This window comes from Streptomyces davaonensis JCM 4913 (assembly GCF_000349325.1).
GTDB classification, from domain to species: Bacteria; Actinomycetota; Actinomycetes; order Streptomycetales; family Streptomycetaceae; genus Streptomyces; species Streptomyces davaonensis.
Genome location: NC_020504.1, coordinates 2,806,578 through 2,819,694, shown reverse-complemented (window position 1 = coordinate 2,819,694; position 13,117 = coordinate 2,806,578). Strand labels below are relative to the sequence as shown.

13 protein-coding genes are annotated in these 13,117 nt (G+C 70.6%); 7 read left to right on the top strand and 6 right to left on the bottom strand.

The features are described 5' to 3' along the window. Positions 1-31: 31 nt before the first annotated feature. From BN159_RS12165 to BN159_RS12155, 3 genes are read right to left on the bottom strand one after another with little or no spacing between them, the layout of a single operon-like run. The gene (locus BN159_RS12165) at positions 32-1,096 is read right to left on the bottom strand and encodes an LLM class flavin-dependent oxidoreductase (RefSeq protein WP_015657274.1); all 1,065 of its coding nucleotides are present in this window, start codon (positions 1,094-1,096) and stop codon (positions 32-34) included. Between the two features lie 6 nt (positions 1,097-1,102). Then, positions 1,103-1,567, bottom strand: a complete 465-nt coding sequence (locus BN159_RS12160) for a nuclear transport factor 2 family protein (RefSeq protein ID WP_197541376.1) — start codon at positions 1,565-1,567, stop codon at positions 1,103-1,105. A gap of 50 nt (positions 1,568-1,617) precedes the next feature. After that, the gene (locus BN159_RS12155) at positions 1,618-2,721 is read right to left on the bottom strand and encodes an acyl-CoA dehydrogenase family protein (protein WP_015657272.1); all 1,104 of its coding nucleotides are present in this window, start codon (positions 2,719-2,721) and stop codon (positions 1,618-1,620) included. A gap of 612 nt (positions 2,722-3,333) precedes the next feature. Here BN159_RS12155 and BN159_RS12150 point away from each other — a divergent pair. The 7 genes from BN159_RS12150 (at position 3,334) to BN159_RS12120 (ending at position 10,377) form a co-directional block, all read left to right on the top strand. Beyond that, positions 3,334-5,046, top strand: coding sequence for a fatty acyl-AMP ligase (locus BN159_RS12150; RefSeq protein WP_015657271.1), 1,713 nt, complete (start codon positions 3,334-3,336; stop codon positions 5,044-5,046). A gap of 107 nt (positions 5,047-5,153) precedes the next feature. Next, positions 5,154-5,984 carry an AfsR/SARP family transcriptional regulator gene (locus BN159_RS12145; RefSeq protein ID WP_015657270.1) on the top strand — a complete coding sequence of 277 codons (831 nt, stop codon included), beginning with the start codon at positions 5,154-5,156 and terminating at the stop codon, positions 5,982-5,984. A 6-nt stretch (positions 5,985-5,990) separates the two neighbouring features. Next, on the top strand, positions 5,991-7,010 hold the full coding sequence (locus tag BN159_RS12140; protein WP_051113502.1) for an acyltransferase domain-containing protein: 1,020 nt from the start codon (positions 5,991-5,993) through the stop codon (positions 7,008-7,010). A 185-nt stretch (positions 7,011-7,195) separates the two neighbouring features. Next, on the top strand, positions 7,196-8,857 hold the full coding sequence (locus tag BN159_RS12135) for an acyl-CoA dehydrogenase family protein (RefSeq protein WP_051113501.1): 1,662 nt from the start codon (positions 7,196-7,198) through the stop codon (positions 8,855-8,857). An 18-nt stretch (positions 8,858-8,875) separates the two neighbouring features. Further along, positions 8,876-9,172 (top strand): acyl carrier protein, encoded by a 297-nt coding sequence (locus BN159_RS42830; RefSeq protein ID WP_015657267.1) that lies wholly within the window; start codon positions 8,876-8,878, stop codon positions 9,170-9,172. Further along, entirely contained in the window at positions 9,172-9,990 is an 819-nt protein-coding gene (locus BN159_RS12125) for a 4'-phosphopantetheinyl transferase family protein (RefSeq protein ID WP_015657266.1), read from the top strand. The genes BN159_RS42830 and BN159_RS12125 overlap by 1 nt, the downstream gene beginning before the upstream one ends. 111 nt (positions 9,991-10,101) lie before the next feature. Then, on the top strand, positions 10,102-10,377 hold the full coding sequence (locus tag BN159_RS12120; protein WP_015657265.1) for an acyl carrier protein: 276 nt from the start codon (positions 10,102-10,104) through the stop codon (positions 10,375-10,377). 126 nt (positions 10,378-10,503) lie between these two features. On the opposite strand, the gene BN159_RS12115 is transcribed toward BN159_RS12120, so the two are convergent. The 3 genes from BN159_RS12115 to BN159_RS12105 all read right to left on the bottom strand — a co-directional run bounded on the left by BN159_RS12115 (position 10,504) and on the right by BN159_RS12105 (position 12,990). Further along, positions 10,504-11,847, bottom strand: coding sequence for an NAD(P)/FAD-dependent oxidoreductase (locus BN159_RS12115; RefSeq protein WP_015657264.1), 1,344 nt, complete (start codon positions 11,845-11,847; stop codon positions 10,504-10,506). A gap of 25 nt (positions 11,848-11,872) precedes the next feature. Beyond that, positions 11,873-12,148: a hypothetical protein gene (locus tag BN159_RS12110; protein WP_015657263.1), complete on the bottom strand. Its 276-nt coding sequence runs from the start codon at positions 12,146-12,148 to the stop codon at positions 11,873-11,875. A gap of 80 nt (positions 12,149-12,228) precedes the next feature. Continuing rightward, the gene (locus tag BN159_RS12105) at positions 12,229-12,990 is read right to left on the bottom strand and encodes a thioesterase II family protein (protein WP_015657262.1); all 762 of its coding nucleotides are present in this window, start codon (positions 12,988-12,990) and stop codon (positions 12,229-12,231) included. Positions 12,991-13,117 lie beyond the last annotated feature (127 nt).

Genomic DNA, 13,117 nt, shown 5'->3' with positions numbered 1-13,117 from the left:
AAGCCGGCGGGCCCGGGACGGCACTTGTCGTTCAGGCCGCCTGGAGCGGGAACAGTCCGGGCAGCACCTTCTCGGCCAGCAGACGCAGGGTGGTGGCCGCGTCCTCGAAGGACAGATGGCCCGAGTGGACGCCGAGGCTGAGGGTGACGTCGTCGCCGTACCACTCGGCGATGGTCTCCAACTGGCCCCGGACCGCGTCCGGAGTGCCGACCAGCAGTTTGTTCTCGCCCACCTTCGCGTCGAAGTCGGCGCCCCGGGCCAGCTTCTCGGCCAGCTTGCCGTAGCCGGGATACGCCTCGCTCGACACCTTCCGCCAGGACTCGACCGCGGTCCGGAACGACGCCGTGTTCGCCTCGTCGTCCGCCCGCCCCGCCTTGCGCGCGTACTCGGGGTCCTCGTTCACCACGGTCGGATAGCTGAGGTGGATCCGCGGTTCGTCCGCCCCCGCCCACTGTGCGCGGAAGAGACTCAGCCGCTCCTCAAGACCTTCCCGGGACATGGCGTTGGGCACCGTCTGGAGGTGGTGGCCGAGCCGGGCGGCGTCGGCGACGGAGTCCAGGCTCTGCGCGGTGGTCACGAAGACGGGCGGATGCGGCTGCTGCACCGGCCGCGGCAGCAGGGTGACGGGGCCGAACCTGTGGAACTCCCCGTCCCATACGACGTCTTCCTCGGCCCACAGCTTCTGAATGGCCGCGACATTCTCGGTGAAGCGCCGCCGGCTCTCGTCGATCGGAATGCCGAACGCCTCGAACTCATCGGGCAGGAAGGCCCGTCCGAAGGCGGCATCGAGCCGTCCGCCGGAGAGATTGTCGAGCATGGCGAGTTTCCCGGCCAGTTTCACGGGGTGCTGGAATGCCGGAATGGTGGCGCTGGTCCCGAGCCTGACGCGTCGGGTCCGGCCCGCGGCGGCCGCGAGGAATGTCGTGGCGTCGGGGCTGTAACCGCCGTAGGTGAAGAAGTAGTGCTCGACTATCTTGACGTGGTCGTAGCCCAGTTCCTCCGCCAGGTCCACTAATCGCAGGCACTCGTCGAAATACTGTGCGGCCGGTTTGTCGGCCGGGCCCACAGTGGGAAAGAAGACGATTCCGATCCGCATGTCCCCTCACTTCTCCAAGGCGTCGATGCCGACGTGCCGATGCCGTATGAGCCAGCGCTCGCCCTCCCGGACCAGCGCGTCCCGGCAGACGACATGGGCGAAGATGTCGGGCCGCTCGCCCCGGGGCGCCCGCATCGCCAGCGAGTAGTACGTGGCGCGCAGCGTTCCGTCCGGCTGCGGGGTGACGGCCAGGTTGCTCATCCAGTGCCGCATGACGGTGCCGGCCGCGGCGAGTTCCGCCGTGCGCTTGGTGATCGAGGCCCGGATGGCCTCCCGGCCGCGCAGCACATTGGTCCGCCCCGGTTCCTCGAAGACGGCATCCTCGGTGTAGGCGTCGGCCCAGGCGTCCGGCTCGCCCTCGTCCATCAGCGCCATGTGCCAGGCGTAGAACTGGGTGATCTCGGTGTAGAGGGCGGGATCGGCGAACGGGCCGGTGGGAGGTGGAGCGGTTTCTCCGTGCAACTCGGTCACTCCTTCTCTGTATGGATGTGGCCTGGGTCGGTCGGGCTGTGGGCTCTTCCTCAGCCGGCGCCCAGCAACTGACCGCCGTGCGCGATGCCCGCGGTCTCGAAGCGCAGGGCGGCATGGCTGGCCACGCAGTGCACATCGCGCCAGATCCGCTGGAGCGGGTCGGCCTCGGCCTGGGCGCCGGAGCCCGCCGAGCGGAAGAGCCGCTCCACCGCGTCGACGAGGTGGTCCGCGGCCAGCGCGCAGTCCCGCGGTGCCCGGGTGCGCTCGTGCGCGTCGCCGGTACCGTCGTCGGCGGTGCGCGCCACCCGGTGCAGCAGCAGGGCCGCGCCCTCGATGTCACCCTCGGCGCGGGCCAGTACGCCCTGCGCCGCCGGGCCCGGCCTGCCCACCATGCGCGCCGACCAGGCCCGCACGGCCGCGCGGGCCGCACCTAGCGCGGGGGCGGCGAACAGGGTGCCGCTGATCGACCGCAGCGGTGCGGTGTGGCAGCGCGCGGCGGAGCCGACGGCCCGCCCGCGCCAGATGTCCTCGCGCGCGACGGACCGGTGCTCGGGGACGAACGCCCCGTCCGAGATCAGGGTGTTGCTGCCGGTCGCCCGCATGCCGACGTTGAACCAGGTGTCCGCGACCCGGTAGTCGTGGCGCGGCACGGCGAAGAACCGGGCCTCCTCCCGCTCGTGCCGGGGTGCCATCGCGCAGACCAGCGTCCAGTCGGCGAAGTCCACCCCGCTGACCAGCGGCCACTGACCGGTGAGCCGCCAGCCGCCGGCGACCGGCACGGCCTTCCCGGTGGGGTTGAGCGCTCCCACGACGACGGTGTCGGCGCCGCCCGACCAGAGCTCGCTCTGTCCTTCCTCCGGCAGGCAGGCCCCCATCCGGGCGGCCCCGGCGGTGACCGTGGCGATCCAGGCGGCCGAGGTGCAGCCCTCGCCCACCGTGGACACCGAGTCGAGCAACTCCGTGAAACCGCCGGCCCGTCCGCCCCAGCGGGCCGGCACGAAGTGCCGGGCGAACCCCGCCGCGACCAGAGCGTCCACCACCTCGCCGGGCAGTCGCCGAGCGAGGTCCGCGTCCGAGGCGTGCCGGGCGGCCAGTTCGGTGGCCTGCCGTACCGCGCCGGACGTGTCGGTGGGGGAGAGTAACGAGCCGGACATGGATGATGCCTCCTCGCCGCGGGACCGATGGCGTGCCGTCACTCAACGTCGGGGAACGGGCTGGAGGAGTCTTGGAGGATCCCCGGAGCACCAGTGGATGCGGTGATGTTCGCGCGCCGACGGGGACGGCGGAGACTGGAGGGGCCACGGGCCCGGCAGTCAGGGTGGCCCCTCCAACTCGTGGCGACCTTGAGAACCGGTGCGGCGGCCGCCCGGTAATGAGTCGGCGCTGAAGGGTGCCTCGGTCGTTTCTCGGCCCCCTCCTGCCCCTCGATGGAGATCGAAGAGGGGTTCGATCGCGGCCAAGTCGTGAGTTTCGAGAATCTGTTCTGATCCGGACGGTGTGGCTCCGAGCGATACTTGCCAAGTTCAGCGCGGGTGCGGTGGCGAGTCGCGGACAGGATCCGACCGGATCGGTTCCTCAACACATCATGAATTACCCGTACCGCGACGGCATCTTCCCTCGTTATGATGCGTCTCAAGCGCCCGACGCCCTTCCGGGGGTCGAGGAGAGGTCATGCGTTCCTTGAGCATCGGCCGTTAGCTTCGCGCCATTGAGTCGAACGGGGGCGGTTCGAAATGGGTGGTTTTCTTGGCGCATTACGACGTCGCATGGAGGCGGCGGATCCCAGCCGCGAAGCCTTCAGCTTCGTCGGCGCCGAGTCAACCCCGAGCCGTGACGAGGGGTCGGGATCGCCGGTCCGGACTCTGACGTACGGTGAACTCGACCGGCAGGCACGGCAGTTGGCGGCCTGGCTCCAGTCGCAGGGCGGTGCGGCACAGCGCGTGCTGCTGCCGAACTGCGAAGGACCGCTGCAAATCGCCGCGTTGCTCGGCTGCTTCTACGCCGGGGCGACCGCGGTGCCCTGTCCGTCCCCGCTGGACGGCGGGCGCAATGTCCGTCGGCTGACCGCCATCGCCAAGGACGCCGATGTGTCCCTGGCGCTCGCGGACTCCGCCGTGGCGGCCGAGCTGTCCCGGCTCTTCGCGGGCAGTGACCTGGTGTGCCTCGCGGCGGACCGGGCCGCGCTGCCCGACCCGGAGGACTGGCGGCCGACGGTCGCGGCGGACGAGGACATCGCCCTCATCCAGTACACGTCCGGCTCGGTGACCCAGGTCAAGGGCGTCCTGATCAGCCAGCGGAACCTGCTGGCCGGACAGGAGGCCATCACCCGGGCGCTCGGGACGGACGAGCACTCGGTGATCGGGGGCTGGCTGCCGCCGTACCACGACATGGGTCTGGTGGGGCAGTTGCTGCATCCGCTGCACCTCGGGGCCCGGGGTGTGCTGATGCCCGCCGCCACCTTCGCCGCCCGGCCGCTGAGCTGGCTGCGGATGATCGAGCGGTACGGCGTCACGGTGTCCGGCGGCCCTGACTACGCGTACGACATGTGTGTCCGCGCGGCCACGGACGAGGAGGTCGAGCGGCTCGGTCTGTCCTCGTGGCAGGTCGCCGTCAACGGCGCCGAACCCGTGCGGGAGCCCACCATGGCCGCCTTCGCGGAGCGGTTCGCCCCGGCCGGGTTCCGGCCCGAGACCTTCTATCCGGCGTACGGGCTCGCCGAGGCGACCCTGCTGGTGACGGGCGGCAGCCCCGGGCGGCTCCCGGTGGAGCGTGCGGTGGACAGCATCGCGCTCGCCGCCGGCCGGCTGGCCGCACCGCGGGGCGGCACGCTCAGTCGGACCCTGGTCGGCGTGGGGCGGCCGTACGGGGTGGAGTTACGTATCGTCGACCCGGAGACCCGGCAGGTGCTGGAGCCGGGGCGGGTGGGCGAGATCTGGATCCGGGGCGAGAGCGTGGCGCCGGGTTACTGGCGGCGCCGGGCCGAGACCGAGGAAAGTTTCGGAGCGGTCACCTCCGCCCATGACGGATCGTTTTTGCGCAGTGGCGACCTGGGTGCCGTGGACGATCACGGCGAGCTGTTCGTGATCGGACGGCTCAAGGAGGGCGTCGTTGTCAACGGGGTCGATGTAGCGCCGGAGGACATCGAGACCTCGGTCCAGGGCCTGAACCCCAAGTTCGGGGTCACGGCGGCCGTCACCACGGGGCCGGAGCGTGACCGGCTCATCGTGATCCAGGAAGTGCGCGAGAACGGCCTCCTCGACGGTGAACTGCCGTCGCTCGCCGAGGCCGTACAGACCCATCTCGACGGGGAGTTCGGGATCCCCGACGCCGTCATCCTGCTCGTCCGGCAGGGCGTGGTACGGCGTACGACCAGTGGCAAGCTCCAGCGCTCGGCCATGCGCGGGCTGCTGCGGAGTGGCGGGATACGGCCCCTCTATCCGCAAGTACCCGTGTTCCAGGCCGACTTGAGTCCGAGTTGAGTGCTTGTCCAGGCACTCGCCGGACCATCACGTGACCATCACATCACCGAGCGGAACCCATGCTGCGGAAGTCCAGCAGCGGAGTGCAGGCAACAGAGAGGATGCCGATGGACATCGAAGTGCTCGGCGCATGCAGAGTGATGCAGACCGGCAAGTCTGTGGTGCCTTCCGCGGTCAAGCCACGCAAGGTTCTCGCGGTACTGGCCCTCAACCCTGACCGTCCCGTCTCCGTCGGGATGCTGGTGGAGGAGGTCTGGGGCGAGACCCCACCGCCCAGCGTGGCAACGACCCTACAGACGTACATACTTCAACTTCGGAACCTTATCACCTCCGCCATCGGAGGCCCATCGCCTGATATGCCTCTGGGCGCGAAAAGTGTGCTCGTGACCCAGCCCGGCGGGTATCTGCTGGACACCCAGGGCGGTTCTGTCGACGTCCGGGAGTACGAGCGGCTCTCCGGCGGCGGCCATCGGGCCCTGGAGAAGGGGGACTACGAGGCGGCGGCGGACCTGTTCCGCAAGGCCCTGTCGCTGTGGCGCGGTCCCGCGCTCGCCGATGTGGAGTGCGGACGGGTCCTCGACGTCGAGGTGACCCGCCTGGAGGAGTCCCGAATGGGCATACTGTGCCGCCGTATCGAGGCGGACCTGCTCCTCGGGCGCCATCACGAGATCATCGGGGAGCTGTTCGGGCTCGCGGCCCGGCATCCGCTGCACGAGGGGATTCACCTCCAGTTGATGCTGGCCCTGTACCGGGCCGGGCGGCGGACCACGGCGCTGGAGGTCTACCAGCGGCTGCGCGATGTGCTCGCCGGTGAGCTCGGGCTCGATCCGAGCTACGAACTCCAGTCGCTCCAGGGGGCGTTGCTCGACTCCTCCTCCGAACTACGGCTGGACCAGCCGCTCTCGCTCTTCAGAGTGCGAGCGCCGGGCCGGTACTGACGGAAAGTGCCGCCGGTCGCGCTGCTCCTGCCCGGAGCGGGAGCTCAGTACCCCGCCATGGCCTATGGCCTGTACCGGTACGAGCCCGCCTTCACCACGGCCATGGACACGGTCCTGGGGCTGATGGGTCAAACCGGTGAACGGTTGTACCGACTGTGGTCGTCCGGTGCGCGGTTGCGCACCGTGGCCGAGGTGCATCCGCTGCTGTTCGCGGTCTGCCACGCGCTCAGCGAGACGGTTCGGGATCGAGGACTGCGCCCCGGCGCGGTCCTCGGTCAAAGTGTCGGCGAGCTGGTCGCCGCTGTCCAGACCGGGGTGCTGCCTCTCACGGACGCGGTGCGGCTGGTCGCGGTGCAGGCCGAGGCGTTGGCCGGGGCGCCGGCGGGTGGGGCGCTCGCCGTCGCCGCGGCACCGCCCGCGGTCTCGCCCTTTCTCCGGGGCGGGACGGTGGTGGCCGCGAGCAACGGGCCGGGGCAGACCATCGTGTCCGGCTCGGAGTTCGGCCTCGCCGCCACCCGGCGCGCGCTGGAGGGAGCGGGGCTGACCTGGATGCGGGTCCAGGTGCCCGCGGGACTGCACGGCCCGCTGGTGGCCGAGGCCTGCCGGGACACCTTGCCGGCCTTCGAGGAGTCCGCGTACACCATCCCCCATACACCGCTGCTGTCCGGGTGCGCGGGCGGTCGTCCGGAGCCGGAGCGCGCGGTCGACCCCGAGTTCTGGGCGCTGCAACCCTCGCGTCCGGTGCTGCTGGACGCCGCCCTTGCCCAACTGACCACGGTGGGCGCCCTGTTGTGCGCCGAGGTCGGGCCGGGACACGGGCTCGCCGTGCAGGCCCGGCGGCACGGCCATCGGGCGGTCTCGCTGCTGGACGGCTGCATGGGCGCGCCGCACGAGGAACGGGACCGCCTGCGACAGGCGCTGGACTGCCTGGTGCTCGGCGATCCCACGGAACGGGCGCCCCGGGCCGACGACGGTCCCCGCGCGTCGGTAGCATGGTTACGGCCGCCGGGCGGGGGGTCGGCCTAGGACCCGGACCCCTCCGACCTGACCTGGGCATATTCCACTTGACGGTCACTTGGTGCGGTCCACCAGGGCTTGAGTGGTCCGGCGCAGCCTTGGTTCGTTCTCGTGCGGGTGGGCGCGACAGCCGGTCGCACGGGGACGGATCGGACCCTGCGGACCGCGAGGAGTGACACCCGGTGGAGCGATCTGTGCGTGCGACCACGGCCGAGGGACGGCTCCGGATCCGTACGGACGAACTGGAGCGTGCGCTGGCCCCCTTAGGGACCGGTGCGCTCAAGGGCGAGTCGCTCGCACGGGCCGAACGGCTGCTGGACGACCATGAGTTCGGCGCCGAGTTCGTGCCGGTGGAGTACGGCGGGCGGCTGGAGCGGATCGACGGGCTCGGCCGCGTGGTGCGGCCCGCCTGCCGACGGGATCTCTCGCTCGGGTTCGGATACGGGCTCAACTGCTACTTCGCCGCCACGCCCGTGTGGACCGCGGGCGATGCGGCGCAGCGGGAATGGACCGCGGCACTGCTGCTCGGCGGTGGCCGGATCGCCGTCGCCCGGCCCGCCGTCGCGCACGCCAACGACTTCGTGCGCGACGAGTTCGCGCTCGTCAAGGGCGATGGCCGGCGGCGCCTGGACGGCGCCAAGACCGCCGTGCTCAACTACGCCCGCGCCCGCGGTCTCACCGTCATCGCCGGCACCGAGGACGGCACGCACGAAGTGCTGCTGATCGACCGCGAGATCCTGCCCGAGGGTTCCCTGCGCACCCTCCACCGCTACCGGACGGTCGGCCTGGACGGCTGCGAGTTCGGCGGCCTGGAGTTCAGCGGCTGCCCCGTGCCCGACGAGGCCGTGGTGGGCGAGGCGGGCCAGGGCATGGGCCTGGCCGTACGCTGCTCGGTCGTCACCCGCGCGCTGCTGCCCTCGGTGCTGATCGCCGCCGCCGACACCGTGCTGCGCACGGCCATCCGGTTCGCCGTCGAGACCCGGGGCGAGGACCCCTACGGCCCGCTGAAGTCGACGTACGGGCGCGAGGTGCTGACCGGTGCCCTGCTGGACCTGCTGATCAGCGACAGCATCGCCCTGGCCGCCGCACGTGGCCTGCATCTGCTGCCCGATCGGGTCAGCGCCTGCGCCGCGGCCGCCGCCTACACCGTGCCCAAGCTCCTCCAGGACTCCGCGCACGATCTGTCCACCGTGCTGGGCGAGGCGTACTTCGACGCCAAGGGCCCCTACGGTGCCTTCGGGCGGATGGCGCGCGATCTGCCGCTGCTGGCCCAGGGCCACGCGGGCACCGCCGCCCGCCAGGCCATGCTGGTCGCCCAACTGCCGCAGCTGGCACGGGAGTCCTGGCTGGTGGACGACGCGCCGCCGGCCACGCTTCTGCGGCCCTGGGAAGACCTGCCGCCCGCCGATCTCGGCGCCGTGACGCCCGCCGGGACCTCCGACCCCATCGTCCCGATCCTGGGCGCCTGTTCCGGCGTCGGCGGCGAGCTGGGCGAGCTGGTCACCGCCTTCCTCGGAGAACTCCGCACGCTGCGCGGACGGTTCGCCAAAATCACCCCCGGCGACGGGCTCTCCACCCCGGACACCCTCGCCCTCACCGACCGCTACGCCCTGGTCTGCGCCGCGGCGGCCAGCCTCGGCGTCTGGCGTGAACACCGCGACGCCCGGCCCGGCACCTTCCTCGCCGACCCGGCGTGGATCACCGGGGCGCTGCACCGGCTGGGCGCCCTGCTGGGCCTGGACATACCGAAGGCCCCGCAGGAGGCCCTCGAGGGGCGGCTCTTCGACGCGGTCCTCGAACGCTACGAGCAGCACCGCTCCTACGACCTGTACGAGACGGACCTGGCAGAGTCCTGAACCGGAAGGAAACGGCCCATGAGTGCGCGCGCCGACGACACACACGCCGACAACTCGTCCGGCGACCTGATCTCCGCGGTGGTCCAGGCGGTGCGACGGGTCATCGACGACCCGGTGGCCGAGGTGGGCACGGACTCGCTGCTCCGGGAGGACCTGGGCTTCGACTCGGTCCTCATCATGCAGCTGAAGTACCGCGTGGAGCAGGCCGTACCGGAGCTCGGTGAGCTCTCCCTGCCCGACATGGTCGACAGCATGACGTCCGTGGGTTCCCTGGTCGCCTACCTGCGCGACCGTCTGGTGAAGGCGGCTGTCTGATGGGCGCTCCCGCCGCCGGGGCCCCCGTGCGCGTGACGGGTCCCGAGGGAGAGTGGGACGAGGTCCTGCGGCCGCTGTCCGCCGGCGGCACTGTCGTCACGTACGGCAGAGTCACCGACTGGCTCCCCGAGGACACAGGAGAAAGGGTTCTGCGCCCGCTGCTCGGCCCCCGCGACTGGGGCCGCTTCCAACGGCTGACCCACCGCCGCGTACGGGAGGGCTTCCTCGCCTCCCGGCTGCTGCTGAAGCACACCGCCGCCCGGGTGCTGGCCAGCAGCCCCGAAGCGGTGGACCTGGCGTACAAGCCGGGCGGCCGGCCGTATCTGCGCGGCTGCGACCAGATCGACATCAGCCTCAGCCACACCGAGGAGGTCATGGTCGTCGGGGTCACCCGGCGCGGACTGCTCGGCGTGGACGTGGAGCGCGCCGAGCGCCAGATGGTGGGCACCGGTGTGGAGTTCCAGGCCTGCACGCCGCACGAGCGCGCGCTGCTGGACTCGCTCCCCGAGCAGACCCGCAACAGCGCCCTGGTCCGCCTGTGGACGCTGAAGGAGGCGTACAGCAAGGCCATCGGCCAGGGACTGCGCTTCCGGTTCACCGAGTTCGGCTTCACGCTGGACGACGCGCGCATCCGGCTCCAGCGGCCGGACGGCTCCCCGGGCACCGGCCCGGAGTGGAGCTTCGGCACGTTCGCCCTGGAGTCCGACTACGTGGTGAGCGCCGCCCTGCGCGACGAGGGCTTCGGCGCCGCGGAGGACACCGCCGCCGACACCACGCTGGACCAGAGCCTGCTCGGCGTGCTGCTCGGCCGTCTGTGAGCACTCCGGCCCTCGCACAGACCTCTTTCTCGCACTGACCTCCATCTCGTACAGACCTCGTTCCGAAGTCAGTCCATCCCCAGTCACCCCATCCCTCGCCAGGAGGCATCCATGACCCTGTCCGAATTCCCCTCCGCCGGATTCACCCTCGCCGATCTGCTCCGGCTGCTGAGCGAGAGCGCCGGTGTCCCCGAGGGCATCGACCTGGAGGCCGACGACGTCGTCGACACGCCCTTCTACCGGCTCGGCTACGACTCCCTTGCCCTGCTCCAGGTCACCGGGCGGCTCAAGCGCGAGTACGGGCTGATGCTGCCCGACACGATCGTCGCCGACGCCCCGACCCCCCGGGCCCTGCTCACCGTCATCGCGCACGCGCGTGCCGCCTGACGCCCCGCGCGGCGGGCACACGACAGAGCCGGCCGCGTACCTTCCCGGAAGTTCCGGAGAAGGTACGCGGCCGGCTGCTTGCGCTCCAGCTCTGGCGCTCTCCCGGCTGGGGGAGGGCCGGGTGGGTCAGAAGCTGGGCGCGGCGGTGGGGGACCTCAACTGGCCCAGGTACGGGTGCCACAGGTGGGTCGGGTCGCTCTCCACGGCCTCGATGATCTCCCACATCGCCGAGAGCGCCTTCGGCTCCTGGTCGTCGTAGACGTCGCCCTGGAGCATCTTGAGGATGTCCAGCCGGTAGCGGTCGTCCTGGACGAAGGCGGTGAAGAGGATGTTGAGGCGGTAGTAGGCCTCGATGAAGCGGTGCCAGTAGCCCACCGCCTTGCGGAGCTTGTTCTCGTAGGCGGCGAACCGCTCGTGCTTGAAGTCACCGGCCTCGGCGGCGGCGATGATGTCCTTCGCGGCGAGCCGGGCGCTGTTGAGCGCGACGGAGACACCGGAGGAGAAGATCGGGTCCACGAAGCGGGCGGCGTCACCGATGAGGACGTAGTTGTCGCCGGCGATCTGCTTCATGCCGTAGCTGTAGTCCCCCTCCGTCTTCATCGGCTTGACCTGCTTGCAGTTCTTCAGCACGTCGAGCAGCTCGGGACGGGAGGCCACGGTCTCCCAGAAGTACTTCTCGCGGTCGCCGCCGTACTCCTGGAACCGCTTCTTCTGGCTGACCACACCGATCGAGGTGATCGTGTCGGTGATCGGGATCTGCCACACCCAGGTGTCGATGACCGGGAGGAAGTGGATGAAGATGTAGTCGGCCTGGTCCTTGTTGACGGCGAGGGCCTTGCGGTCCAGACCGTCGAACCAGGTGTGCACGGCGTACTGGTTGAAGACCGGGTCCGGGATCTTGGTCTTCAGCTGAGTGCCCAGACGGGTCTGCCGGCCACTGGCGTCGACGACCATCTTCACCGGGATGTGCGTCGACGAGGAGCCGACCTTCACCTCCACGACCGGCAGCTCGCCGTCGAAGTCGACCTTGCCGACCCGGACGCCCTGGAACACCTTGGCGCCCAGCTCCTCGGCGTGCTTGAGGAGGATGTGGTCGAACTTGCTGCGGTCGACGTGGAAGGTGTGGTCGCGGTCCACGCCGTCCTGGTCGCGCTCGCTGAACAGGACCTCGGCGGCACGGAAGTCGTGGTTCAGGCCGCGGAAACCGTTGTGGTTGATGTCGCGGTCCTCGGCGGAGGTCCAGGCGGCACCGAACTTCTTCGGGAAGCCGGCCGCCTCGACCTTGTCCATGGCCCCGATCTCCAGGAGCACCGGGGTGGTGGCCGGGACCAGGGACTCGCCGACGTGCTCACGAGGAAAGTTCTCCGCCTCGAACACGGCCACGGACAGCCCGGCCTTGGCCAGGTACGAGGCCACGGTCGAACCCGCGGGGCCGCCGCCGATGACTGCGACGTCGAATTGTGCGTCCACGATGCTCTCTCTTCCTTCGGTCGGTTCAGGCAGCGGGCTGCGGGGCCAGGGAGTAGACCATGTCCGTGATCGCCGCCAGGTTTGCGAAGTGCCGGCCGGTGATGTGGGTCGGGGGCACGACGACCCCCAGCTCGGTGCGGATGAACGAGAGCAGCAGGGAGGTGTTCATGGAGGTGAGGACGCTCCACTCCAGCAGCGGGGTGTCGTCCGTCAGCTCCGAAACCTCGCTCTCACCGAGGAACTGCTGCTCGATGTACTCGCCGATCCTGCGACGGATCTCTTCTTGGGACAGCGCCGCCACTGGGGCCTCCTGTTGGTCTCGGACGTGAGCGTGGGGGGAGAGCCGTACAGCCCGAGATGCTGGGTGCTGTCGGTTGAGGTTCACTCGGCAACCGCTCGGGTGACCGCGCCACGAGCCGCCGGAATCCGGCCCACCGTGGCCGCGAACCTGGTCAGCCGCCCGCCCAGCGCGGCCCTGAACTCCGGCTCCTGGAGGAAGAAATGGCCGCCGGAGACCAGGGTGAGATCGAAGACGCCGGTGGTGATCCGGGACCACGCGGCCATCGAGGAGGCGTCGGTCAGCACGTCCTTGCGCCCGGCGAAGGCGGCCACCGGAACCGTCAGCCGGGGACCCCGGGCGTGCGAGTAGGTCTCGACGACCCGCAAGTCGGCCCGGATCGCCGGGAGATAGAACTTCAGCAGCTCCGGCTCGGCCAGCAGCGCCTCGGGCAGCCCGCCGATCCGTTGCAACCCCTGGACGAAGCCGTCGTCGGGCAGATGGTGGAAGGGGCGGTGCGACAGCGGCTCGGTGGGACCGTTGCGGCCGGACACCAACAGCAGTTGCGGCGGGGTCCCCTGGGCGGTCAGCACCCGCGCGGCCTCGTAGCCGAGCAGCGAGCCGAAGCTGTGCCCGAAGATCGCGTACGGCTCGTGCCGGCGCTCGCCGATCTGCCGTACCGCCTCCTCGGTCAGCGCGGTCAGACCGTGCAGCAGGGGTTCGCGCACCCGGGTGCCATGACCGGGCAGCTCCAGCGGTACGACGGTGACGTGGTCGGGCAGATCGGCCGCGAGCCGGATGTAGGGATGCGCGCTGCCACCCGCGTGGGCCAGGCAGAACAGCGTCAGTCGGGGGTCGGTTGTCAAGGGAGGGTTCCTTCCGTGCTCGGACAGGCCCTTGGGAGGGTCGGCGGACCTTGTTCGACGGGGATCGCAACAGGGGGTGCTCAAGTCGCCGTCGACAGGGGTTCTGGAAGGGCGGGGTGAGTCCGCA